This is a genomic window from Pseudomonas sp. CFBP 5748 (assembly GCF_053850495.1).
In genome coordinates, this window is the sequence record NZ_JBSPTN010000006.1 from 105980 (window position 1) to 129361 (window position 23382).

Annotated in this window: 17 protein-coding genes and 1 pseudogene; 9 read left to right on the top strand and 9 right to left on the bottom strand. The window is 60.9% G+C overall.

Going from position 1 to position 23382, the window contains the following annotated elements:
• Positions 1–44 precede the first annotated feature (44 nt).
• From ACWNZ1_RS15455 to ACWNZ1_RS15480, 6 genes are all read right to left on the bottom strand, one after another.
• Positions 45–1664, bottom strand: coding sequence for an FMN-binding glutamate synthase family protein (locus tag ACWNZ1_RS15455; protein ID WP_256453685.1), 1620 nt, complete (start codon positions 1662–1664; stop codon positions 45–47).
• A gap of 255 nt (positions 1665–1919) precedes the next feature.
• On the bottom strand, positions 1920–3326 hold the full coding sequence (locus tag ACWNZ1_RS15460; protein ID WP_135846997.1) for an ATP-binding protein: 1407 nt from the start codon (positions 3324–3326) through the stop codon (positions 1920–1922).
• Positions 3323–5125, bottom strand: coding sequence for a DAHL domain-containing protein (locus ACWNZ1_RS15465; RefSeq protein ID WP_456027734.1), 1803 nt, complete (start codon positions 5123–5125; stop codon positions 3323–3325). Before ACWNZ1_RS15465 ends, ACWNZ1_RS15460 begins: the two co-directional genes overlap by 4 nt.
• The gene (locus ACWNZ1_RS15470) at positions 5122–6081 is read right to left on the bottom strand and encodes a cytochrome-c peroxidase (protein WP_456027735.1); all 960 of its coding nucleotides are present in this window, start codon (positions 6079–6081) and stop codon (positions 5122–5124) included. Before ACWNZ1_RS15470 ends, ACWNZ1_RS15465 begins: the two co-directional genes overlap by 4 nt.
• Before the next feature lie 43 nt (positions 6082–6124).
• Positions 6125–7999, bottom strand: a complete 1875-nt coding sequence (locus tag ACWNZ1_RS15475; protein ID WP_135846994.1) for a two-component system response regulator — start codon at positions 7997–7999, stop codon at positions 6125–6127.
• Positions 7996–10287, bottom strand: a complete 2292-nt coding sequence (locus ACWNZ1_RS15480) for a GGDEF/EAL domain-containing response regulator (protein ID WP_256453682.1) — start codon at positions 10285–10287, stop codon at positions 7996–7998. Before ACWNZ1_RS15480 ends, ACWNZ1_RS15475 begins: the two co-directional genes overlap by 4 nt.
• A gap of 227 nt (positions 10288–10514) precedes the next feature.
• Here ACWNZ1_RS15480 and ACWNZ1_RS15485 point away from each other — a divergent pair, with 227 nt between their 5' ends.
• From ACWNZ1_RS15485 to ACWNZ1_RS15500, 4 genes are all read left to right on the top strand, one after another.
• Positions 10515–11882, top strand: coding sequence for an HD domain-containing phosphohydrolase (locus ACWNZ1_RS15485; protein ID WP_256453681.1), 1368 nt, complete (start codon positions 10515–10517; stop codon positions 11880–11882).
• A 189-nt stretch (positions 11883–12071) separates the two neighbouring features.
• A complete protein-coding gene (locus ACWNZ1_RS15490; RefSeq protein ID WP_256453680.1) occupies positions 12072–12488 on the top strand; it encodes an NUDIX hydrolase in 417 nt (138 codons plus the stop codon).
• A 17-nt stretch (positions 12489–12505) separates the two neighbouring features.
• Complete coding sequence (locus ACWNZ1_RS15495) at positions 12506–13144, top strand: LysE family translocator (protein ID WP_135846990.1); 639 nt, start codon at positions 12506–12508, stop codon at positions 13142–13144.
• Positions 13141–13638 carry a GNAT family N-acetyltransferase gene (locus tag ACWNZ1_RS15500; protein WP_135846989.1) on the top strand — a complete coding sequence of 166 codons (498 nt, stop codon included), beginning with the start codon at positions 13141–13143 and terminating at the stop codon, positions 13636–13638. Before ACWNZ1_RS15495 ends, ACWNZ1_RS15500 begins: the two co-directional genes overlap by 4 nt.
• A gap of 91 nt (positions 13639–13729) precedes the next feature.
• On the opposite strand, the gene metR is transcribed toward ACWNZ1_RS15500, so the two are convergent.
• The gene (gene metR / locus ACWNZ1_RS15505; RefSeq protein ID WP_135846988.1) at positions 13730–14647 is read right to left on the bottom strand and encodes a transcriptional regulator MetR; all 918 of its coding nucleotides are present in this window, start codon (positions 14645–14647) and stop codon (positions 13730–13732) included.
• A 107-nt stretch (positions 14648–14754) separates the two neighbouring features.
• On the opposite strand from metR, the gene metE reads away from it, so the two are divergent.
• Positions 14755–17067 (top strand): 5-methyltetrahydropteroyltriglutamate--homocysteine S-methyltransferase, encoded by a 2313-nt coding sequence (gene metE / locus ACWNZ1_RS15510; protein WP_456027736.1) that lies wholly within the window; start codon positions 14755–14757, stop codon positions 17065–17067.
• 164 nt (positions 17068–17231) lie between these two features.
• Here metE and ACWNZ1_RS15515 read toward each other — a convergent pair whose 3' ends face one another.
• Complete coding sequence (locus ACWNZ1_RS15515; RefSeq protein WP_256453678.1) at positions 17232–18389, bottom strand: alpha/beta hydrolase family protein; 1158 nt, start codon at positions 18387–18389, stop codon at positions 17232–17234.
• A gap of 1209 nt (positions 18390–19598) precedes the next feature.
• Between ACWNZ1_RS15515 and ACWNZ1_RS15520 the strand changes: the two are divergent.
• Together ACWNZ1_RS15520 and ACWNZ1_RS15525 are read left to right on the top strand one after the other, a co-directional pair.
• Positions 19599–19895 (top strand): annotated as a pseudogene (locus ACWNZ1_RS15520) (HAMP domain-containing protein); the annotation flags it as partial.
• Between the two features lie 144 nt (positions 19896–20039).
• Positions 20040–20753, top strand: coding sequence for a methyl-accepting chemotaxis protein (locus ACWNZ1_RS15525; RefSeq protein WP_456027760.1), 714 nt, complete (start codon positions 20040–20042; stop codon positions 20751–20753).
• 23 nt (positions 20754–20776) lie between these two features.
• Here the strand turns inward: ACWNZ1_RS15525 and ACWNZ1_RS15530 are convergent, their stop codons facing one another.
• Positions 20777–21688 (bottom strand): LysR family transcriptional regulator, encoded by a 912-nt coding sequence (locus ACWNZ1_RS15530; protein ID WP_135846984.1) that lies wholly within the window; start codon positions 21686–21688, stop codon positions 20777–20779.
• 327 nt (positions 21689–22015) lie between these two features.
• Here ACWNZ1_RS15530 and ACWNZ1_RS15535 point away from each other — a divergent pair, with 327 nt between their 5' ends.
• Both ACWNZ1_RS15535 and ACWNZ1_RS15540 read left to right on the top strand, forming a co-directional pair.
• Entirely contained in the window at positions 22016–22954 is a 939-nt protein-coding gene (locus ACWNZ1_RS15535) for a VOC family protein (protein ID WP_135846983.1), read from the top strand.
• 15 nt (positions 22955–22969) lie between these two features.
• A complete protein-coding gene (locus tag ACWNZ1_RS15540) occupies positions 22970–23353 on the top strand; it encodes a Rieske (2Fe-2S) protein (RefSeq protein WP_256453676.1) in 384 nt (127 codons plus the stop codon).
• Positions 23354–23382: the final 29 nt, after the last annotated feature.

The following is a 23382-nucleotide window of genomic DNA, read 5'->3' on the forward strand; positions in this document are numbered from 1 at the left end:
ACAGTAGACCGGCTACCGACAGAACCCAGGATTAGGTACCGCCGCTACGCCGCCGCCACCTCCCGCGGTTCAAAACTGTCCGCCCGCGCCATCTGCCACATCCGCGAATAAAACGCCCCATTGACCTCACCGGTCAGCAATTCCCCCGGCTTCAAGAACACATGCAACTGGGAAAACAACTTGATTTCAGTCGCGGACATACGCCGCACCAAATGCTTGGGTTGCAATTGCGATGGATGCTCGAGGCCTGCGGCGGCGAGCATTTCGGCCAGGGCCTTGAGGGTGTTGCGGTGGAAGTTGTAGACCCGTTGGGCCTTGTCCGGGACGACCAGGGCGCGCTGGCGCAGGGTGTCCTGGGTGGCGACGCCGGTGGGGCATTTGTTGGTGTGGCAGCTTTGAGACTGGATGCAGCCGATGGCGAACATGAAGCCGCGCGCGGCGTTGGCCCAGTCGGCGCCGATGGCCAGGACGCTGGCGATGTCGAAGGCGCTGACGATCTTGCCGCTGGCGCCGAGCTTGATCTTGTCCCGCAGGTTCAGGCCCACCAGGGTGTTGTGCACAAACAGCAGGCCCTCGCGCAGTGGCGCGCCGATGTGGTCGGTGAATTCCACTGGCGCCGCGCCCGTGCCGCCTTCCTTACCGTCCACCACGATGAAGTCGGGCAGGATCCCGGTTTCCAGCATGGCCTTGGCGATGCCCATGAATTCCCACGGGTGACCCAGGCAGAACTTGAAGCCCACCGGTTTGCCACCGGACAGTTCACGCAGTTGCTGGACGAACTGCATCAATTCGATCGGTGTGGAAAACGCGCTGTGGCATGACGGCGAAACACAATCCTCGCCCATGAGGATGCCGCGGGTTTCGGCGATTTCCCGGGTGACTTTGTGCTTGGGCAGAATTCCGCCATGGCCGGGTTTGGCGCCCTGGCTCATCTTGATTTCAATCATTCGCACCTGCGGGTTCTGCGCCTGGGCGGCGAAGCGCTCCGGGTCGAAGCGCCCGTCGCTGGTGCGACAACCGAAATAGCCGCTGCCCAGCTCCCAAGTCAGGTCGCCGCCGTGTTCGCGGTGGTAGGGGCTGATACTGCCTTCACCGGTGTCGTGGGCGAAGTTGCCGAGTTTGGCGCCCTGGTTCAACGCCCGGATGGCGTTGGCGCTCAGGGAACCGAAGCTCATCGCGGAGATGTTGAGCACAGAGGCCGAGTATGGCTGGGTGCATTGCGGACCGCCGACCGTCACGCGAAAACCGCTGGGGTCGCTCAGCGGTGCCGGGCGCATGGAGTGGCCAATGAATTCGAAGCCGGTCTGGTAAACGTCGATCAAAGTGCCGAACGGTTTGTCGGCGCTTTCGTTCTTGGCCCGGGAATACACCAGTGAGCGTTGGGCGCGGGAGAAGGGCAGGGCGTCGCTGTCGGATTCGAGCAGGTACTGGCGGATCTCCGGACGGATGCCTTCGACCAGGTAGCGGATATTGCCCAGGATCGGATAGTTGCGCCGCACGGCGTGGCGGCTTTGCAGCAGGTCGAACAGCCCCAGCAGACTCAACAGCCCGGTCACCAGTGTGAATGGCCAGAGCCAGTCGTGTTGCAGAAACGGCAGGCTGGCGAGGGTGAAGATCACACAGCCAGCAAAAAAGGCGTAACGGCTCAACAGAGACAGGCTCATGCGGTTTCCTTGGGTTTGAGCAATTAGCGAGACATTAGCTTGGAATGCAATCCGTGGCGAGGGAGCTTGCTCCCGCTAGGCTGCGAAGCGGCCCCCAATTGGATCACTGCGATAGTTCAGGCAGACCGCGTCAGCCGGTTTTACGACGGCTGCGCCGCCGAGCGGGAGCAAGCTCCCTCGCCACAAAGGCCAGTTCGATCGTTCCCACACAGTGGGAACGATCGAATCCAGTGAATTATCAAGCACGGTTTGCGTTCAGACCGCCTGTTTCAGCTGCCGCATCGGCAGTTCAATGCGGAACGTCGTGCCCACGCCGACTTCGCTGTGTACCGTTATCTCGCCGTGGTGCTTTTTCACGATGCCATAGGACAGTGACAGCCCAAGTCCCGTGCCCTGGCCGACGGGTTTGGTGGTGAAGAACGGGTCGAAGATTTTTTGCAGGGTTTCCGGCGGGATGCCCGAGCCGTTGTCGGCCACTTCGATCCACACGCGGTCACCGACTACGCCGTTGCGCAGGGTGATGGTGCCGCGCTCGGGGCCGATGGCCTGGGCGGCGTTGACGATCAGGTTCATGATCACCTGGTTGATCTGCGAGGGCAGGCATTCGACTTCCGGCAGCGGGGTGTATTGCTTGACCACGTCGGCCTTGTACTTGATTTCATTGGCGACGATGTTCAACGTCGAATCCATGCCCTGCTGCAAATTGGCCATCTGCCATTCCTGGTTGGAATCCACACGAGAGAAGTCCTTCAGGTCCTTGACGATCTGCCCGACTCGGCCGATGCCATCCTTGGATTCCTTGATCAGCAAGGGGATGTCCTCGACGAGGAAGTCCAGCTCCACCTGTTCGCGCAACTTCCTCAAATTCACCACCAGTTCCGGCGAGGCGATGGCCCCCTCGGCGCTGCCATAGGCCGTGAGCATTTCCTGGAGTTTGCCAAAGTAGCCGTCCAGGGCGCCCAGGTTGGAGGAAATGAAACCGATCGGGTTGTTGATTTCATGGGCCACCCCGGCCGCCAACTGACCCAGGGAGGCGAGTTTTTCCGACTGCACCAACTGGCTTTCCAGCATCTTGCGTTCGTCGATTTCCATTTGCAGCAGCTCGCTGGCCTGTTTGAACGCCAGGGTCCGCTGTTCCACCAGGTCCTCGAGCTTGTTCATTTTCAGTTGCGCACGGGAGGTCATTTCCCATTTGGTGGTCAGGGTGTTGGCCATCTGCTGGACTTCGATGTTGTCGAAGGGTTTTTTCAGGATAAGTAGCCGATCATGGCCGTTCAGGCGGTCCAGCAGTTCATCCCAGGAATAATCCGAATACGCCGTGCAGACCACCACCTGCAACAGCGGGTCGCGCTTCCAGAGTTCTTCGATGGTCTTGGCGCCATCCCAGCCTTCGGGCATGCGCATGTCGACGAAGGCCAGGGCGTAAGGACGCTCTTTGGCTGTCGCCTCCAGCAATTTGTTCAAGCCTTCCTGGCCGCCATAGGCCGAGTCGAGTTCGAACACCGTGGTGACAGGTTTCGGCGCTTCGCCGAACAGCGCGCTTTCCATGTCCTGCAAGTCGGCGTTGCTCTCATCCTGCGGGGTGAGGATCTTGCGAAAATCATCATGAATGGCGGGCGTGTCGTCGATCAGCAGGATGCGGCGGTTACTCATGCTATTCATGGTTCACCTTCTGCGAGTTTCAGGGGCACTTGCAATTGGAACGTCGCCCCCTTGCCTGGCCCCTCACTGTGGGCGGTGAGGTGGCCGTTCATTTCAATGGCCGCCAATGCGCAGCTGTGCAGGCCAAAACCGTGGCCTTCCTTACGGGTCGTAAAACCGTGGGCGAAGATGCGTGTCATGTTTTCCTCCGGAATGCCTTCGCCTTCGTCCTTGACGCTGATTTGCAGAGTCTCGCCATCGACGACTTCGGCCTTCAGGGTCATGTTCCGTGCATGGTTGGAAATCCCCCCCATGGCGTATTTGGCGTTGCTGATCAGGTTGATCAGAATCAACAGCAAGCGGTGTTTGTCGCCCATGATCCGCGGCACGTCGCCGTATTCCTTGATCACCGTAACATGATGGCGGGTGAGTGCGCCGGAGTTCATGCGCAAGGCGTCTTCGAGCAACTCGCTGACCACCAGGGGCTCCAGCAGGCTGCTGGCGCCGGCATAGGATTGCTGGGTGGAAACGATGTCCTTGATGTGGTCCACGCTCTTGCTCAACTGGGCCAGTTCGTCGGTAAGGCCTTGCTGTTCGACCGCGATGGCTTCGACCAGTTGGTTGAGGTAGCCAGGCAGCAGCTTGCCTTTTTCGTCTTCGGTGAGGAAGTGCCCCAGGTCGTGGGGATGCTCGTTGATCAGTTGCATCGCCTTGCCCAACCCCTGGGCCTTGCTGCTGCGCAGTTTACGACTGACCAGGTCGGCGGAAATGTTCACGCTGTTGAGCACATTACCTACGTTGTGCAGGACGTTGGTGGCGATTTCCGCCATGCCGGCCTGGCGAGCGGTGTCCATCAACTCGCTCTGGGTATCCTTGAGCTGGCGGGTACGCTCTTCGACCCGTTGTTCCAACTCGTCGTTGGCGGTTTGCAGGGCGTTGTTGACCCGCTTGATCTCAGCGAAGCTGCGCACCAAGCGAATCGCCAGCCAGATCAGGATCAGCACCAGGAATGTGGCGAACACCAGCAGGTAAACGTGGTTGCGCTGGTACTTGGCGGCGGCTTTTTCCTGGTCTTTCTCAAGCAGGTTGGTGATGGTATCCAGGCGATCGGCCACAGGGATCGCTTCGATTCCCTGTAGCAACTCATTGACTTGGGGCTGTTCGCGCAGGATCACCCCAATGTGTTTGCGCACGGTTTCGACGGAGTTGCGCAGCCCCTCCGGCAGGCGCTCCTTGTTGACATCCAGCTGGTTCAAACCCAGCAGGACCTCGGCGGCTGTATCGCTGGTGCTGACCTGGGCGAACTCCATGCTGCTGAGCAACAGGTCGTAGGTATCGATGGCAACGTTCTGCAACTCCAGTCTGTACGTGTCGGGCAGTCGGGCGAACTGGCCTTGGATGTCGTCCTCGGCGGTGGGCAGGAAGTGCAGGGAGTTGCGCAACACCGAGTTGTGGGATTTGAACTGTTCCACCAGACGGGTTTTTTCCTTGACGGCCTTGAGGTATTCGTCGCGTTGGGCCTCCCAGAGTGACGGCTTGTGGCGACCCGGCTCCGATTCAATGGCGTCAAGGCGCTGCCAGAGGCGCGCCATCTCGTGCAGCGGCGAGACCAGGGGGTCGTAATTGTGGCTCAGGGCAATCCGCGCCTTGAGCACTTCGTTGTCCCAGATGGCATCCTGCTGCTTGAGCAGGCGGATCAGGTCCCGGGATTCTATGTAGGAGGCGGCCTGTTGGGCACCTGAATTGATGTACATGAACAGCAGGACGGAAGCCAGCAACAGGCCGATGAGCGCCAGACCGATGCGACGAAGGAGTGTCATAAGGGCTTGCCCTCCCGTTCACCGGTCAGGGTCTTGAGGAATTCGACGATCAATTGCATATCGTTCTTCACCGGCTCGCGTCCCAACTGGTACTTGAACATGACCTCCACCGCGCGCTCGAGGGTCGGCGCGGATCCATCATGGAAATAGGGGGCGGTGACCGCCACGTTACGCAAGCTGGGTACCTTGAAAACCTGGCGGTCGGCTTCATCGCCCGTGATGTTGAAGCGCCCTTCGTCGGCCCGGGTAGGGTTGCCCCGGTCGTTGAAGTAGTCGCCCATCACACCGAATTTCTGGAACATGTTGCCGCCGATATTTACGCCCTGGTGACAAGCGATGCAGCCGTATTCCTTGAAACGCTGGTAACCGAACTTTTCCCGGGGCGTCAGGATGTCGGTATCGCCCAGCAGATACTGGTCGAAGCGCGAGTTGGGGGTCAGCAGGGTGCGTTCAAAGTCGGCCAGGGACGTCTGGATGTTGCGTTGGGTGACGCCGTCGGGGTACGCCTCTTTAAAGTCTTTGGCATAGCCCGGGTCATCGGCGATGCGCTTGACCACCGATTCCCAGGTGCTGCCCATTTCCACGGGGCTGGTTACCACGAGGTTTACCTGTTCCTCCAAGGTGTCGACGCGGCCATCCCAGAACTGATGGAAGTTCAGGCTGGCGTTGAACACGGTAGGCGTATTGACCTCCACCGGTTTGCCGTCAAAGCCCAGGGATAACGGCTTGTCGTCGGCACCGCCCTTGTCCAGGCGGTGACAACTGGCGCAGGACAGGGTGTTGTTGACCGACAGGCGCGGGTCATGGAACAGCCGCTGGCCCAACTGGACGCGCTTGGGGTCCAGTGTCGGGGCGGGAGGGAGTGGTTTGAGGGGTTCGTCCAGCGGCTCAGCATGGGCGGCCATGCTTAATCCCACGAGCAGGCCGAAAGCCAGAATCAGTCCATGTGATGCCATGGGATGTTTTCCTTGAAACTTTTGGTTTATGAGTCTCAGCTGTTCACGAAAACGGGTTCTGGCGTTTTTCCCATTCGGTCATCCAGTCGGCGAAGGCCTGTGGTTCCACCGCCTTGCTGAAGTAATAACCTTGGGCCTCCTCGCACTCGTGGAGCTTGAGAAACTCCAACTGCTCAAGGGTTTCCACGCCTTCGGCGATGATGTGCAGGTTCAAGCTCTTGCCCAGGCTGATGATGGTGCTGACCAGTTTGGCGTCGTTGCTGTCGATACTCAGGTCGCCCACGAACGACTGGTCGATCTTCAACACGTCCACGGGAAATTTTTGCAGGTAGCTCAGGCTTGAGTAGCCGGTGCCGAAATCGTCAATGGCCAGCCGTATCCCCAGGTGCTTGATGGCCTTGAGGGTGGCGACGGTGGTATCGATGTTCTGCATCAGCACGCTTTCGGTGATCTCCAGTTCTAACTGTGTCGGGTCGAATCCGGTTTCCTTGAGCGTACGGGCGATGCCTTCGACGAAGCCGCGCTGGCGAAAGTCGATGGCCGAGATGTTCACCGACAGGTACAGCGGCCGCATCCCCTGGGCTTGCCAGCGGCAGGCCTGTTGGCAGGCTTCCTGGAGCACCCATTGGCTCAGCGGCACGATCAGCCCGCTGTCCTCGGCCACCGGGATGAAGTCTGACGGGAAAACCAGGCCATGCTCCGGGCGGTTCCAACGCACCAGGGCTTCGACGCCGACGACTTTGCCACTGGTCAGGTCGAGCTTGGGCTGGTAATGCAGTACGAACTCTTTGCGTTGCAGCGCCAGGCGCAGGCCGGACTCGATGGTCTGTTGCTGTCGGGCCCGGCGGTTCATGTCTTCGGTGAAAAAACGGTAATCGTTGGGGCCGGTTTCCTTGACATTGCGCATCGCCGTCTCGGCTTTCTTGATCAGCGCCACCGCATCGAAACCGTCGGCCGGATACACGCTGACGCCCAGGCTTGCGGTGACAGTCAGGTCATGGCCGTCGATGGGTTGAGGGGTGTTGATGGCCGCCAGCAGTTTTTCCGCCACGCCTTTGGTCTGTTGCGGGTCGGCGACGTCCCCCACCAACACCACGAACTCGTCGGAACCGTAGCGAAACACCGAATCGGACTCACGCACCACGGATGCCAGCGACCGGGCCACCCGCTTGAGCATTTCATCGCCCACTGGATGGCCCAGCGCGTTATTGACGCGCTTGAAGCGGTCCAGGCCGATGAACATCACCGCCAGTTGCCGGTCATGCCGGCGACACTGGGCCATGGCCTGGGTCAGGCGATCGCCCAGCAACATGCTGTTGGGCAGCTCAGTGAGCACGTCGTATTGCAGCAGGTGAGACACCTTGAGCAGTTCCTGGACCCGCTCTTCAATCGTGCGCTCCAGGCTGCGCATTTTTCTCGCCGCGTCCTGGGCCAGCTGCCATTTCCAGGTCATGGCACTGGCCATCTGGCGGATTTCCAGGGTGTCGAACGGTTTCTTGAGGATCAGCAACTGATCATCGAACTCGATCCGTTCGGCCATGGTTTCCCAGGAATAATCCGAGAACGCCGTGCACAGGGCGATTTGCAGGCGCGGGTCGGCTTTCCACAGTTGCTCGATGGTTTGCAGGCCGTCCCAGCCCGGGGGCATGCGCATGTCGGCGAACACCAGCGCATAGGGCTGGCCTTCGGCCTGGGCGCGCTTGACCAGTTCCAGGGCTTCTTCGCCCTGATAGGCTGAGTCGATCTGAAATTGCAGCCGGTTGACTTGCGGTGTACCGAACAGCAGGCTCTCGGTGTCGTCCAGTGAGTCATCGTTACCGGCGGAAGGGCTGAGGATCTTGCGAAAGTCCTGGTGGATCGCCGGTGTGTCGTCCACCACCAGGATTCGCCGGTTGGCTGGCACCGACATGGGGTTCATGGGTTGCTCTCCGATAGCTGGTTGGCAGGTCGGGTCCAGTGGTCCGTTACCGGAACAATGGTGCCGGCCTTGAGCAGTTCGGCGGCCTGGCCGCTATCGACCACGGTACTGAAGTAATGCCCCTGGGCTTGCATCGCCCCGCCGCTGGACATCAGCGTGGTGCGCTGCTCCTGGGTCTCGACGCCTTCAGCAATGATGCCGATGCCCACATCCTTGGCAAAGTTGATGATCGCCCGCAACGTCACGGCGTTCTCTGGATCGTCGTTGGCGCTGTCGAGAAACCGCTGGGCGAGCTTGAGGTGGTTGACCCGATAGGTCTTGAGGTAGTCGAACGAGGAATATTCGGTGCCGAAATCATCGATGGCGATCTGCACGCCCAATTCGCAGAGGCGCGGCAGCACGTCGTTGTGGGTCCATTTGGTCTGGGCCAGGGTGGCTTCGGTGACGTCGAAACGCAGGTCCCAGGGCGCCAGTTCCCAACGCGCTGTGGTGCGCAGCACGTCGTAGATCAGTTCCGGGCCGGTCTTGAGCTGGGTCAGGGACAGGTCGATGGCGATCACCGGGGGCGCCATGCCTTGGTCGCGCCACTGGCGCATCTGTTGGCAGGCCTGGTCCAGCACCCAATGACCGAGGCCAATGATAATCCCGGTTTTCTCGGCGGCCGGCATGAAGGCCGCCGGTTCCAACCAGCCACGCTGCGGATGGTTCCAGCGTACCTGCACGCCCATGCCGAGGATCTTGCCGGTGCCGAGGTCGACTTCCGGCAGGTAGTGCAGTTGCAGTTCCTTGTTTTCGATGGCCTGGCGCAGGTCGTTGGCCAGGGCGACGCGGTCCGTGACCTCCTGGTTAATTTCTTCATTGTGGAAATGGTACTGGTTGCGGCCCTTTTCCTTGGAGCGGTAGAGCGCCATGTCGGATTGCGCCATCAAGCTGTCGGCACTCAGGCTCTGCGGGGTGTACAGGGCGATGCCGATGCTCACCGAGATCCGCACGTCGTTGCCGTCCAGGGAGTAGGGCGCCACCAGGGTATCGCGGATCTTGGCCGCCAGCGCGGCGCAATGGGTCGCTTCATGGACGTCCAGTTGCAGGATGGCGAATTCATCGCCCCCCAGGCGCGCCACCACGTCGTTCTCCCGGGTACAGCCCTTGATGCGCGCGGCGACCTCCTGCAACAACAAGTCGCCGATGGGGTGGCCCAAGGTGTCGTTGATCCGCTTGAAGTGGTCCAGGTCCAGGTAAAACATCGCAAACGGCGCCGCCCCCCGGCGAGCCGCGGCGAAGGCCTGGTGCAGCCGCTCGATCACGGTGGCGCGATTGGCCAGCCCGGTCAGCCCGTCGGTGCGGGCCAGCAGGGCGATCTTCTCTTCGGCCAGCTTGCGCTCGGTGATGTCGAGAATGATGCCCTCCACCTCCAACAGCAGGCCCTGCTCGTTGCGCACCGGAATGTAGCGATTCTCCACCCAGCGGAATGTGTCGTCGCCAGTGCGCATGCGGAACTCGATGGAGGCGCCCGCCGTATCGCGACCCAGGACGCGCACCATGGCGTCGTCGACTTTGCTTTGGTCGTCGGGGTGAATCAGGATTTGCGCCCAATCCGGCGAATTGATCAGTTGCGCCGCTGAATGGCCGAACTTGGTGATGTTGTGGGAGATGTACATCAACGGGAACGGCGGTTCGCCGCGCAGGCGATAGAGGATGGTCGGGCTGTTCTGCACGATGATGTTGGCGTCGGCGAGCTCCCGGGTACGTTCCTCGACTGCCCGTTCGAGCATGTCCATTTTCAGCGCTGCGTCTTCGGTCATTTGCCATTTGACGGTCAAGGCGCTGGCCATCTGGCGGATCTCGATGGCATCGAAGGGTTTTTTCAGGATCAACAGGCGATCGCCCAAGTCGAGGCGCTCGGAGATGTCCTCCCAGGAATAGTCCGAGTATGCGGTGCACAGGGCCACTTGCAGCTTGGGGTCGACTCGCCACAGCCGTTCGATGGTCTCCAGGCCGTCCCAGCCTGGTGGCATGCGCATGTCGATGAAGGCCATGGCGAAGGGCTGCCCCTGGGCCAGCGCTGATTCGACTTTATTCAAGGCTTCCATGCCCTGGAACGCCGAATCGAGTACGAAACTCTGGTTGGAAACCACCACCGGCGCGCCGAACAGGGCTTCTTCGGCGCTGCTCAGGCTGTCTTCGGTGGTCACCTGGGGGCTGAGGATCTTTCGAAAATCCTCATGAATTGTAGGGGTGTCATCAACAATCAGGATCCGCCGATTGCCTTTCTCCATCGGCAGGCTCATGGCCGTGCACCGCTTTGATGCTGACTATAGAACCGTGGGAACATCTGATATCCCTTTCTGTGGCATGAGTATTCGGCCTGTACTTGGCCCTTCATGAGGTACAGCATAGTCGGCTCATCGGGATGCGCTCGGCCTGTGATGGCAATTCCTGCCTAAATTTATGCAATCTACTAGCCTGTATTTCGGGGGTAGGGTAGAACAGTTGTCGTGAATAGGAGGGGGTTCTAATGGAAGATCAATCGCCGGACGTTCCGGTTACGAAGCCGACGGTGCTGCTGGTCGATGACGAAGAGTCGATTCTCAATAGCCTGCGGCGGTTATTGCGCAGTCAACCGTATGAGATTCTGCTGGCCGATAGCGGAGCCAAGGCCCTGGAAATCCTCAAGGAGCGGCCGGTCGACCTGGTAATGACCGATGCGCGCATGCCGAACATGGACGGCGCGACGCTGCTGGCGCAGATTCGCAAGCTTTACCCGTCGACCTTGCGCATCCTGCTCACCGGTTACGCCGACGTGGATATGATGACCAAGGCCATCAATGAGGGGCAGCTTTATCGCTACCTCAGCAAGCCCTGGAACGATGAGGAACTGATACAGGCCCTGCGTCAGGCCCTGGCCCACCAACATTCCGAAAGCGAGCGCCAGCGCCTCGAAGCGCTGAACAGCGAACAGAACCAGCAACTCAAGACCCTCAACGCCACCCTGGAAAAACGCGTGGCCTCGCGCACCTCCGAGTTGCAGCAGACCGCCGACATGCTCGACCTGGCCTATGACGAGCTCAAGCGCAGCTATGTAACCAGCACCGAAGTGTTTTCGTTGATCGCCAACCTGCGCCTGCCCAAGGCCAAGCAGACCAACCGGCAGATCATCGAGCTGATCCGCGTCTACAGTCGGCTGCACTTCCTGGACGAGTCCACCGACCGCGACCTGACCATGGCTGCGGCGCTCTACAACATTGGCAAGCTGAGTTGGACCGACAACATGATGGTCACGCCCGCCGACATGTTGCACCACACTGAACTTGAGCTGTACCGCGCCTATCCGAAGCAGAGCGAATCGCTGCTGATGACCCTGGACCCGATGAAGGATGCGGCACGGATCATCCGCCATCACCAGGAGCGCTGGGACGGTAGCGGCTTTCCCGAGCACCTCAAGGGCGAGGCCATTCCGTTCGGTTCGCGGCTGTTGAAACTGGCGGTGGACTTCATTGAACTGCAGCGCGGGTTGATTCTCGAGCGGCAGATGAACAGCGACGAAGCGCTGGTCTACATCCGCAAATACGCCGGCAAGCTGTACGACCCGGACATGATCGAGGACTTCATCAAGGCTTGTGGCGAATACCTGGACGACGTGACCTTGTCCGATCCGACGGTGAAGGTCATGAGCACCCGGGAGTTGGGGCCTGGGATGATCCTGGCGCGCAACCTCAACGCCGATAACGGTATGTTGCTGCTGAACGCTGGCAAGGTCCTGAGCGCTCCGCTGGTGGAAAAGCTCATCGCCTTCGAATCGATGGAAGGGGCCCGGTACAGCGTGTTCGTCAAAATCCCTGAGGAGGAAGCGGACCCCTCGGCGCCGAAGCCGATTTTGGGCTGACCGCAGTTCAACTGTGAGAGCGGGCTTGCTCGCGAAGGCGGAGTATCAGTCGCAATCAATGTTGCCTGACACAGCGCCTTCGCGAGCAAGCCCGCTCCCACATGGGAATGTGTGGATTCTGGGCTTTGCTCGTTTCCCCCTGGCCTGTAATCTCCCCCGGCATTTCCCCGCCCAAGGCTTTGATCTCCCATGACCACTTCCCTCATCCGCATTGCCGCGGCCCTGTTGATCGGGCCTGACGGTCGAACCCTGCTGGTGCGCAAACGCGGCACCCTGGCCTTCATGCAGCCGGGGGGCAAGATCGAGGCCCATGAACAGCCGGTCCAGGCCCTGGTACGGGAACTGGAAGAGGAACTCGGCTTGACGATCGATCCGGCACGCGCCCGTTACCTGGGCCCGTTCAGTGCTCCGGCCGCCAACGAGCCGGGTTTTACCGTGCAGGCTGAAGTGTTTTTGCTGACCATCGACACCCCGGTTTCGCCCGCCGCTGAAATTGAGGAAGTGCGCTGGATCGACCCGGCCGGCGACAGCGATCTTGTGTTGGCACCGTTGACAGGTGAGGTGATCCTGCCGTTTTATCGAGCCACACACCTCGTGACCTGCTGACTCAAGGATTGATGCTCATGATTCCATTGCCGGACCTGTTGGTTTTCGCCGCCGCGGCGTTGTTGATGGTGCTCACGCCCGGCCCGAACATGATCTACCTGATTTCCCGTTCGATCTGCCAGGGCCGCAAGGCCGGTGTCACGTCCTTGCTGGGGGTGGTGGCCGGGTTTTTCGTGCACATGTTCGCCGCGGCGGTGGGGCTCACCGCAGTGTTCCTGGCAGTGCCGGTGGCCTATGAAGTGTTGAAATGGGCCGGTGCGCTGTACCTGCTCTGGCTGGCCTGGCAGGCCGTGAAGCCCGGGGCGCGTTCGCCTTTCGAGGCCCAGCAGCTGCCGGCGGACTCGACGCGCAAGTTGATCACCATGGGCTTTCTCACCAGCGCGCTGAATCCGAAGATCGCGGTGTTTTACCTCTCGGTGTTCCCGCAGTTCATCAGCCCGGAACACGGTTCGCTGTTCACCCAGAGCATCATCCTGGGGTTGACCCAGATCAGCGTCAGTTTCAGCGTCAACCTGCTGATTGCCCTGTTCGCCGCCGGCATTGCCTCGTGGTTCGTCCACAACCCGACCTGGCTGGCGGCCCAGCGTTATTTCATGGGCTTTGTGCTGGGGGCGCTGGCGTTGCGCCTGATGTTTGAGCAACGGCGTTCGGCGTGAGCATTCGACGGCTGCGGGCGGGCGATGCCCAGGCGTATCGCGAGCTGATGCTCCAGGCCTACGCGCTTCATCCGCAGGCCTTCACCTCCAGCGTCAACGAGCGGGCGGCGCTGCCCATCAATTGGTGGGAAGCGCGCCTGACCAATCGGCTGGATGTGGTGCTGGGGGCGTTTGTCGAGGATCAGTTGGTGGGGATTGTCGGGCTGTCCCTGGAGCCCCGGGAAAAGGCCCGGCACAAAGCGACGTTGTTTGGCATGTACGTCGTCCAAGCCCATTGTCATCGAGGCCTGGGCTACCAACTGGTACAGGCCGCCCTCGACGAAGCCCGTCGCTACAGCTTTTTGCGCCTGGTGCAATTGACCGTCACCGCCGGCAACGCCCCGGCCGTCAAGCTCTACCAGCGCTGCGGTTTCGTGCTGTACGGCCTCGAACCAATGGCGATACGGGTGGGCGACGAATACCTCGACAAAATCCATATGTGGCTTGAGCTCTAATCCCACCGCCCTTGTGAGATGAGCACACGTTCTGTGTCAACCAGCGATCTCCTGTGGGAGCGGGCTTGCTCGCGATAGGCGCGAAGCGGTATCACCGAACAGCACTCACCCCATCCAACGTGGAAAACGAAGTGTCCTTGGCCGTCAGCAAAAAATCGCGCATGTACGGCGCATCGAGCATGTCGGTACGCACCGCCGCATACAGCGTGGCAAACAAGCCTTTCTCCCCCAGCCGCTTGGCTTTCACGTAGCCCCGCGAGCTGTATTCATGCAGTGCCCAGTGCGGCATGCCGCACACACCTCGGCCGCTGGCCACCAGTTGCATCATCATCACCGTCAGTTCGGAGGTGCGCACCTGGGCCGGTTCGATGTCGGCTGGCTCCAGGAAGCGGGTGAAGATGTCCAGCCGGTCTCGTTCCACCGGATAGGTGATCAAGGTTTCGCTGATCAGGTCTTCCGGCACGACGTAGGGCTTGCCCGCCAGGCGATGCTGGTTGGCCACGGCAAGCATCGCTTCGTAGGTGAACAGCGGCACGTAGGTGATGCCGGCCAGTTCCAGCGGGTCGGAGGTCACCACCAGGTCCAGATCACCCCGGGCCAGGGCCGGCAGCGGGGCGAAGGCGAAGCCCGAAGCCAGGTCCAGTTCGACTTCCGGCCAGGCGTCGCGAAACTGGTCGATGGTCGGCATCAGCCACTGAAAGCAACTGTGGCATTCGATCGCCATGTGCAAACGTCCGGCGGTGCCGCCGGCCAGCCGTGCGATGTCCCGTTCGGCACCGCGCAACAGGGGCAGGGTGGCGTCGGCCAGTTGCAGCAGGCGCAGGCCGGCGCTGGTGAAGCGTACCGGCTTGGTCTTGCGCACGAACAACGGCATCCCCAGGCGCTCCTCCAGTTCCTTGAATTGGTGGGAGAGGGCGGACTGGGTCAGGTGCAGGCGTTCGGCGGCTTCGACCAGGCTGTCGGCTTCGCGCAAGGCGTGCAGGGTCTTGAGGTGACGGATTTCAAGCACGGCGGCCTCCATGAGGAAAACTTGTGATCAACACGAAAAGGTTGAGTTTGTCTCATGTAGGGTGAGCTGTCGACAATGGCGCCATCTTTTATAGGAGGACGCACACCATGGCCCTGGCCCACTCTCTCGGTTTTCCACGCATCGGCACCGACCGCGAACTGAAAAAAGCCCTCGAAGCCTACTGGAAGGGCGACCTCGCCCCGGCCGCGCTGCAAGCGGTGGGCCGCGAACTGCGGGCCCGGCACTGGCAACTGCAGAAAGATGCCGGCATTGACTTGCTGCCGGTCGGTGACTTTGCCTGGTACGACCAGGTGCTCGGTCACACCTTGACCCTGGGCGCCGTTCCGCCGCGTTTCCATAGCACCTTGAGTGCCCAGGGTAAACCGACCCTCGACACGCTGTTTGCCATGGCCCGTGGCGCCACGGCTGCCTGTTGCGGTGCCGACCACGGCCAGGCGCAATACGCCCAGGAATTGACCAAGTGGTTCGACACCAACTACCACTACCTGGTCCCGGAGTTTTCCGCAAATCAGACCTTCACCCTGAGCTGGGAGCAGTTGTTCGACGAAGTCGACGAGGCCCACGCCCTGGGGCACCAGGTCAAACCGGTGATCATCGGCCCGCTGACTTATCTGTGGCTGGGCAAGGCCAAGGGTGGGGATTTCGACAAGCTCGAGCTGCTGGAGCGCCTGCTGCCGGTCTACGGTGAAATCCTCAACCGCCTCAAGGCCCAGGGCGTGGAGTGGGTGCAGATCGACGAACCGATCCTCACCCTCGACCTGCCCCTGGCCTGGAAAAGCGCGTTCGAGCGGGCTTATCACATTCTCCAGTACTCGCCGCTGAAGAAACTGGTGGCGACTTATTTCAGTGGCCTGGAAGACAACCTCGGCCTGGCGGTGAGCCTGCCGGTGGACGGTTTGCACATCGACGCCGTGCGTGCGCCGGAGCAACTGGGCCAGGTACTGGACCGCCTGCCCACCTACAAGATTCTGTCGGTGGGGCTGGTCAATGGCCGCAATGTCTGGCGTTGCGAACTGGAACAGGCACTGGCGCAGTTGCAACCGGCCCAGGAGCGTTTTGGCGATAACCTCTGGGTCAGCACTTCTTGTTCATTGCTGCACAGCCCGGTGGATCTGGAGCGCGAAGACCGGCTCGATCCGGAACTCAAGGGCTGGCTGGCCTTCGCCGTGCAGAAGTGCGGTGAAGTGGCGGTGTTGCGCGATGCGCTCAACGATCCGCAGGCCCCCGGCGTACAGCAGGCCTTGGCCGACAGCCGCGAGGTGCAGGCCCGTCGCGCCAACTCGACGCGCATTCACAAAGCCGAGGTCCAGGCTCGTCTGGCCGCAATCGGGCCACAGGACAGCCAGCGGCGTTCATCGTTTGCCAAGCGCATCGAACAGCAGCATGCCCGGTTGAAACTGCCCACGTTTCCCACCACCACCATCGGCTCCTTCCCGCAGACCCCGGCGATTCGCCTGGCGCGTCAGGCATATAAGCAAGGCAAGCTGTCGGCCAATGATTATCAGGACGCCATGCACACCGAGATCCGCCATGCCGTGCAGATCCAGGAACGCCTGGGCCTGGATGTGCTGGTGCACGGTGAAGCCGAGCGCAACGACATGGTGGAGTATTTCGCCGAGCAACTGGACGGCTACGCCTTCACCCGTTTCGGTTGGGTGCAGAGCTACGGCTCGCGTTGCGTGAAACCGGCGATCATCTACGGCGACATCAGCCGGCCGAAAGCCATGACCGTCGACTGGATCCGCTACGCGCAAAGCCTGACCGACAAGGTCATGAAGGGCATGCTCACCGGTCCCGTGACCATGCTGATGTGGTCGTTTCCCCGTGAGGACATCTCGCGTCAAGTCCAGGCCCGCCAACTGGCCCTGGCCCTGCGCGACGAAGTAGTGGACCTGGAACAGGCCGAAATCAAGATCGTGCAGATCGACGAGGCGGCGTTCCGCGAAGGTTTGCCGCTGCGTCGCGGGCAATGGCAGGAGTACCTGGACTGGGCCGTGGAGGCCTTCCGCTTGAGCGCGTCGGGGGTGAGCGACGAAACCCAGATCCACACCCACATGTGCTACAGCGAATTCAACGACGTGATCCAGGCTATCGCGGCCATGGACGCTGACGTCATCACCATCGAAACTTCGCGTTCGGACATGGAACTGCTCGAGGCGTTCGAGGCATTCGACTACCCCAGCGACATCGGGCCGGGCGTCTACGACATCCACTCGCCACGGGTGCCGGACACGGCTGAGATGGTCGCGCTGATGAGCAAGGCAGTGAAGCGGATCCCCGCCGAGCGGTTGTGGATCAACCCCGACTGCGGGCTGAAAACCCGGGCTTGGCCGGAGACGGAAGCGGCGTTGGTGAACATGGTGGCGGCGGCGCGGCAACTGAGAAGCCAGTTGGCGTAAGAGCCGCGTAGGAGCTGTCGAGCGAAGCGAGGCTGCGATCTTTCCCCAGACAATTGGGTCTTGAATGAAAGATCAGCAAAACAAGATCAAAAGATCGCAGCCTTCGGCAGCTCCTACACAATCCTCATCTCCTCGCAGCCCAGCCGGATTCTGCAGCACCCCCCTCAGGCAGTCCGCCCTCCAAGCACTTCAGCGACCCAGTCGGCAATGTACTGGCCGGCATTGATACTGTTATCGAAGCTCGAATGTTGGACGCCGCCTTCGCGTTCGGTGAATATTTTCAGTTCGCGCTTAGGGCTGTTGACCAACTGCTCGTAGGTACGGTGCGCCCACTTCAATGGAATCTGCGAGTCCTTCTCACCATGGGTGACGAGGAACGGCACCTTGATGCGATCCAGTATGCCGTCCAGGTGGACATTCTCGGCGATGGTCATGAACTCATCGGTGTCTTTGGCGCCCCATACCCAGGCTACGTGCGACCAGTAATGCGGAACTGGGAAGCTGCCTTCTTTTTCCATGCGCCGCTTCTGTACATCACGCCAGTCATGGTTGGCACCCCAGACTACCCCGCAGGCAAAGCGCGGCTCGAAGGCTACCGCGCGGGGGCAGTAATAGCCGCCGAGCGACACGCCTTCCATGCCGATGCGTTTGGCGTCGATATCGTTGCGGGTTTCCAGCCAGTCCACCACTCGACTGGCCCAATGTTCGCTGTCAAAGCGCGCAGTCAGGTTATGCAGGCGCAGGGCTTCGCCGGTACCAGGCTGGTCGATGATCAACGATGACACGCCACGTTTGGCCAGCCAGGCGGGCAGGCCAACGCGGTATTTCATTTCTTTGGTGGAGTCCAGTCCGTTGACCTGCACCAGAATCGGCGCTGGGCCGCCGACGCCTTCGGCACGTACCAGCAGACCGGAAATGTGTTTGCCCTCGTAAGGGATTTCAACGCGCTCGCAGTTTTCCTGCGCCAGTTCGATACCGCGTTGGAAGGTGTGTAAAAAGCGCTGGTACAGCTCCGTACGGCCAGGGGCGCCATGGGCCTGCAGGCGTTCGCAGCTCAGGTAATAGGTCGCGGCGCGGTTGTATTTTTCGCCGGCTGACAACATTCGACCTTTGGCTTCATCTTCCTCGGCCAAGCCGCAAAGCTTGTCGGCCATTTTCGCCCAGGTTTCACGGAAGGCCTTGCTGCCGGCGGCATCCGGCTGCTTGGCGGCCTCTTGCAGCGGCGCGCACATTTCTTCGATTTCGCCGATGCGGGCGCCCATTTCAATGGCGAGGTCGACGGAAAGATTCCACACGTAGTTGGTCGGGAAGTAGCGGAACATGATTGTTATTGTCCTTGTGCAAACAAAGGCAGGCAGCCAGGTCCGGAGCGGATGACAGCCTGACCTGGCGGTTCGAAGCAGGCTAAGGGGAGGGCAATTGTTTGGCCAATCGCAAGTCGGGATGGGAGGTATTGCGAACGGTGATGGAGCGTATGTGTGTCATTGGCCTAGGGGTTTTCTACTCACAGATCAAGCAGCAAATCCAGATACCTATCATCGTACTTTGCGATTGCTCATAACGCGGGATGCGATTGGTGTCGTTGAGGTACGACTCACTAGAGTTGGCGCTACACCGCGCCGTTGGCTGGAGTCCCGGGCGCGCACAACAACAAGAACAAGGTATCGGCAAATGAGTGAGTCTAATTCCGGCACAGCGATCAGCCTGGGCGCCAAGGGCAGGATGTGTTTCCACTACCGTGGGAGGAATTGGACATGCCTGTACTGAGCCGTGTGCTTGGCAATCTGTCGGTGGGTGCCAAGCTGTCGCTGGGTTTTGGCCTGGTGTTGCTGGTTACCCTGGGGGTAGCGGCCACGGCTTTTCACTCTCTGGGTGTGTTGCAGCAGCGCGGTGAGCAATCGCGTCAGGAGTCGTCGATCCAGGCATTGATCCTGCGTGCCCGCATCGCCGAAAAGGCATTTGCCCTGGATCTTGCTCCGCAGGGCCTGGAACAGGTGCGCGAGACAATCGGCAAGCTGAACCAGCAACTTGATGAGGAACCGGCCAATAGCGCATCGGGCGCCACGGTGCGCACGGCGGTCAGTGCTTACCTGGAGCAGTTTCTCGGCTATGCCGATTCGTTGCGTCGGGCTCGCGAAGCCCGCTTGCGCATGCAGACGCTGGCGCAGACGGCAGGCGATAGCTTTACCCTGCTGTTTCTCGATCAACTGGATGCGCTGAATACCCGGTTGGGGCAGGGCACACCCCCGACCAGCAATCAGATGGTGCTGCTTGAGCAGACCGCTGCATTGCGCGACAAACTCGCCAAGCTGCGTGACAGCGAACTGTACTACTCGCTCGATGGTGAGGAGCGTTACCGCAGCGACTGGGAAATGAGCATGAGTGACCTGCTGGCCGCCATGCAGGCGCTCGATCTTGGCGAGCAGCAAGGCGAGTCGCTGCAGGAGGCGAGCACAGCCTTGGGCGACTACCGCAAGGCCTTCGTCGAGTTTGTCGCCAGCCGTGGGCAAAGCGCGCAAAGCAGTGCGGCGATGAACGCGCAAACCGAGCAGGTGAGCAAGCTGCTGGCCCTGGCCGATGAACAGCAAAGGCAGGCGGTGCTGGATGATAATCGCCGCGCCGATCGCCAATTGGGCTTGATCACTTTTCTGGCGCTCGCCTTGGGCATCGGGGCCAGCCTGCTGATCCGTCAGTTGATAGTGCAGCCGCTGCGCCAGGCCGTGCAGCTGGTCCAGCGGGTGGCGGCGGGAGATCTGAGCGATCCGCCGTCAGGCCGTGTTCGTCGCGATGAACTGGGCCAGTTGTTGGGCGCGGTGGGCAGCATGCTGGGCAGCCTGCGCGGATTGGTCGGGCGCATCGACCGTGGGGTCGGCTCGCTCAACGGCATGGCCGGCAGCCTGGCCGAAGTGACCCAGAGCAACAGCCGTGGTGTCGAGCACCAACGCCAGGAAACCGAACTGGCCGCCACCGCCATGCAACAGATGGCCGCCACGGCGCAGGAGGTTGCCCGCAACGCGGGTGAGGCTCGCGCAGCGGTGGCGCATGCCGACGAACAGGCGCGTGAGGGCGATGAACTGGTGCGCCAGGCGGGGGGCAAGATCGACCATCTGGCGGTGGAGATGAGTGGTTGTGCGCAAGCCATGCGCTCGTTGCTGGTGGAGAGCGCAGCGATCGGTGGCGTGCTCGATGTCATCAAGGCGGTGGCCGAGCAGACCAACCTGCTGGCGCTCAACGCCGCCATCGAGGCGGCGCGGGCTGGCGAGCATGGTCGCGGTTTCGCCGTGGTCGCCGACGAGGTGCGCGGCCTGGCACGGCGTACACAGCGTTCGACCACGGAAATCGAAGGGTTGATCGTTCGTCTGAGCAGCGTTGCCCAACAAGCCGCCGAGCGCTTGCAAGGCAGCCATGTGTTGAGCGATGAAACGGTGGTGCTTGCCGCACAAGCCTCCCAGGCACTGGCGCGGATCACCCGGGCGGTGTCCAGCATCGAGCAGATGAACCAGCAGATTGCCGCAGCCGCCGAGCAGCAGAGTGTGGTGGCCGAGCAAGTCAGCCAGAGTATGACGCGGGTGCGCGAAGTGACCGAGGGCAGCGCCAGGGAAAGCCAGCAACTGCAAGTCTCAACGGCCGACCTGCAACAGGTTAGCGGTGAACTCAAGGCGGCCGTCGGGCATTTCCGCACCTGACCCGGTTCCGGGCAAGGGAGCGGCTACTGCTCCAGCTCATTGATGATTTGACTGATTTTCGCTCGCAGCCAACGGTGCATCGGATCCCCGTCCATGGTGCGATGCCAGAGCATGAACTCACGCATCACCGGGATTTTCACCGGCGGCTGCAAGATGCGCAGCGGCAGGTAGTTGGCGTAGAGCCTGGCCATGCGCTGGAGCATGGTGGCGACGCGTTGGGTGCCGACGATCAACTGCGGCAAGGTGTTGAAGTCGTGGGTCACCACTTCCATGCGACGCGTGAAACCGTACTGGGCCATCAGCCATTCTTCGACGCTCAGTTGTCGGTTGCGACCAAAAATCACCGAGACATGACCCATCTCGATGTACTGATCGAGGGTGATGCTATCGCCCACTTGGGTGTTGCCGTCCCACACAACGCAAACGTGCTCTTCTTCGAACAGTAACTGCGATGGGTGGCCTTCAATGAGATAGCGCTCAGGCACGATCATCATGTCGGCCTCGCCGCGCATCAGCAGCTCGGTTGAGGTGTCGCCGGGGCCAAGCAGCTCGAAGGTGATGTGCGGAGCTTCCAGGGAGATCTTCTGGATCACCCGGGCAAACAGGACGCTGATCAGATAGTCCGAGGTGATCAGGCGGAAATGGCGCTTGCTGGTGGCGGGGTCGAACACCGGTTTGGCGGTGATCGAGGACTGGATCGTCAGCAGTATCTGGCGCACTGGCGCCGCCAGTTCACGGGCATAGGGCGTGGGCTGCATCTTGCGCCCGACCTGCGCCAGCAGTTCGTCTTCGAAATAGACCCGCAGCCTGCCCAGTACGCCGCTGGTGGCGGATTGGGTCATGTGCAGGCGTTCGGCGGCGCGGGTGATGTTCTGCTCTTCCAGTAACACATCAAGCGCCACCAGGAGGTTGAGATCCAGGTGGTTAAAACGCATGGCGGTCTCGATTTTTGTATTTATTTTGTAAATACCTTCCGACCTTCCTATCGCGGCGTCAAGCCCCGTGAAGAGGTGCGTCGACCGATGTCTTTGCGATTTTTCACGTCGTTTGGCGCTGCGCAGCCAGGTATCGCGTTTACCGATAGGTCGCATCCCGACAAGCGATTAGTCAGTGCGTTTTCGCCACTTCAGTATCGACCCACAGTCGGTTGGCCGTGACGCTTGATCGACTCCAAGACCCGCCTCGGCAGCGCTTCGCCTGGCACGGCTCCCGTAAGCGGGGTGCTGGCCTGCGCTGAATAATTACAATGGAGTGGTAACTCAATGAACATCATTGGCCTTGATGCCTTGATTTTTGGCGTCGACGACATTCAAGCCTGTACCCATTGCCTGCGTGACTACGGCCTGCAACCTGTCGATGTCGACAGCGAGGGCGGTCGTTTTGAAGCCCTCGACGGCACTGCCGTGATTATCCGCCGGGCTGACGATGCCAGTCTGCCGGCGGCCATCGGGCCTGCACCCTCGATTCGTGAAACCATCTATGGCGTGGCCAGCGGTGCGGATCTCGAGGCCATCGCCGATGAGTTGGGGCGCGATCGCCTGGTGATCCGTGGTGCCGATGGCTCCGTGCACAGTGTTGACGATATGGGGTTCGCCATTGGTTTTCAGATCAGTGTGCGGCGTCCGTACAGTGCCCCGGCCGACCTGACCAATGCGCCGGGCCATGCCCCCCAGCGCCCGGTCAATCAACCGGGTATCACCCCCGATATGCAGGCCCTGCCGCGCACCCTGTCTCATGTGGTGTATTTCGTGCCGGATGCGCTGAAGGCCGAGGCCTTTTACAAGCGCCTGGGCTTCATGACCACCGATACCTTCGTTGGTGCTGGCCCGTTCATGCGTCCAGCCGGTTCCGATGACCACCATTGCCTGTTCATGATCCAGACGCCACCGCACATGAAGGGTTGCGAGCACTTTACCTTTCACATGGGCAGCGGCACGGAAGTGCTGCTGGCCGGGCGACGCTTCGAACAGCAAGGCTGGACCAGCTTCTGGGGCCCGGGCCGTCACCTCTTTGGCTCCAACTGGTTCTGGTACTTCAACAGCCCATTGGGCTGCCACATCGAATACGACGCCGACATGGACAAGCACGATGATGCCTGGCAAGCGCGTCAGGCGCCTTTGTCGGCGGATAACTCGCAGCTGTTCCTGTTCACTTCCCGGGAAAAATGGTTCCCGAGCGGTCCGCCGCCCAAGCAGGCCTGAGTGCGGAGTTTGTCCATGAGTCTCGACGCCCTTGCGCTATGTCGCCTGGATGAATTGCTCGAAGGGCAGGCCCGCGGATTCGATCCTCTGGACACAGGGAAGGACAGCGTGTTTGCCCTGCGCCATGGCGGCGAGGTGCGGGTCTATCGCAATAGTTGCCCGCATCTGCAGGTGCGCCTGGAGTACCGCAAGGATCGTTTTCTCAGTGTCGATGGCAGCCAGATTGTCTGTTACGCCCACGGTGCCCGGTTCCTTCCGGACAGTGGCCTGTGCATCTACGGGCCGTGCCTGGGAGAAAGCCTGAGTGCTCTGCAATGGCATGCGGAGGCTGATTGGCTGGTGCTCGAAGCGGGTCAATTGGAGGCGTTTGCACCTGAATCAACGTATCGCGGTTGCTGATACATCGTATCCCTACATGCGATTAGTCA

Bases quoted from the DNA above. Each gene is read 5' to 3' on its own strand.
- ACWNZ1_RS15530 (WP_135846984.1), bottom strand. From the start codon at position 21,688: ATGCGTTTTAACCACCTGGATCTCAACCTCCTGGTGGCGCTTGATGTG.
- metE (WP_456027736.1), top strand. From the start codon at position 14,755: ATGGCCCTGGCCCACTCTCTCGGTTTTCCACGCATCGGCACCGACCGC.
- ACWNZ1_RS15480 (WP_256453682.1), bottom strand. From the start codon at position 10,287: ATGAGCCTGCCGATGGAGAAAGGCAATCGGCGGATCCTGATTGTTGAT.
- ACWNZ1_RS15490 (WP_256453680.1), top strand. From the start codon at position 12,072: ATGACCACTTCCCTCATCCGCATTGCCGCGGCCCTGTTGATCGGGCCT.
- ACWNZ1_RS15515 (WP_256453678.1), bottom strand. From the start codon at position 18,389: ATGTTCCGCTACTTCCCGACCAACTACGTGTGGAATCTTTCCGTCGAC.
- ACWNZ1_RS15470 (WP_456027735.1), bottom strand. From the start codon at position 6,081: ATGGCATCACATGGACTGATTCTGGCTTTCGGCCTGCTCGTGGGATTA.
- ACWNZ1_RS15495 (WP_135846990.1), top strand. From the start codon at position 12,506: ATGATTCCATTGCCGGACCTGTTGGTTTTCGCCGCCGCGGCGTTGTTG.
- ACWNZ1_RS15460 (WP_135846997.1), bottom strand. From the start codon at position 3,326: ATGAATAGCATGAGTAACCGCCGCATCCTGCTGATCGACGACACGCCC.
- ACWNZ1_RS15525 (WP_456027760.1), top strand. From the start codon at position 20,040: ATGCAACAGATGGCCGCCACGGCGCAGGAGGTTGCCCGCAACGCGGGT.
- ACWNZ1_RS15455 (WP_256453685.1), bottom strand. From the start codon at position 1,664: ATGAGCCTGTCTCTGTTGAGCCGTTACGCCTTTTTTGCTGGCTGTGTG.
- ACWNZ1_RS15475 (WP_135846994.1), bottom strand. From the start codon at position 7,999: ATGAACCCCATGTCGGTGCCAGCCAACCGGCGAATCCTGGTGGTGGAC.
- ACWNZ1_RS15535 (WP_135846983.1), top strand. From the start codon at position 22,016: ATGAACATCATTGGCCTTGATGCCTTGATTTTTGGCGTCGACGACATT.
- ACWNZ1_RS15485 (WP_256453681.1), top strand. From the start codon at position 10,515: ATGGAAGATCAATCGCCGGACGTTCCGGTTACGAAGCCGACGGTGCTG.
- ACWNZ1_RS15465 (WP_456027734.1), bottom strand. From the start codon at position 5,125: ATGACACTCCTTCGTCGCATCGGTCTGGCGCTCATCGGCCTGTTGCTG.
- ACWNZ1_RS15540 (WP_256453676.1), top strand. From the start codon at position 22,970: ATGAGTCTCGACGCCCTTGCGCTATGTCGCCTGGATGAATTGCTCGAA.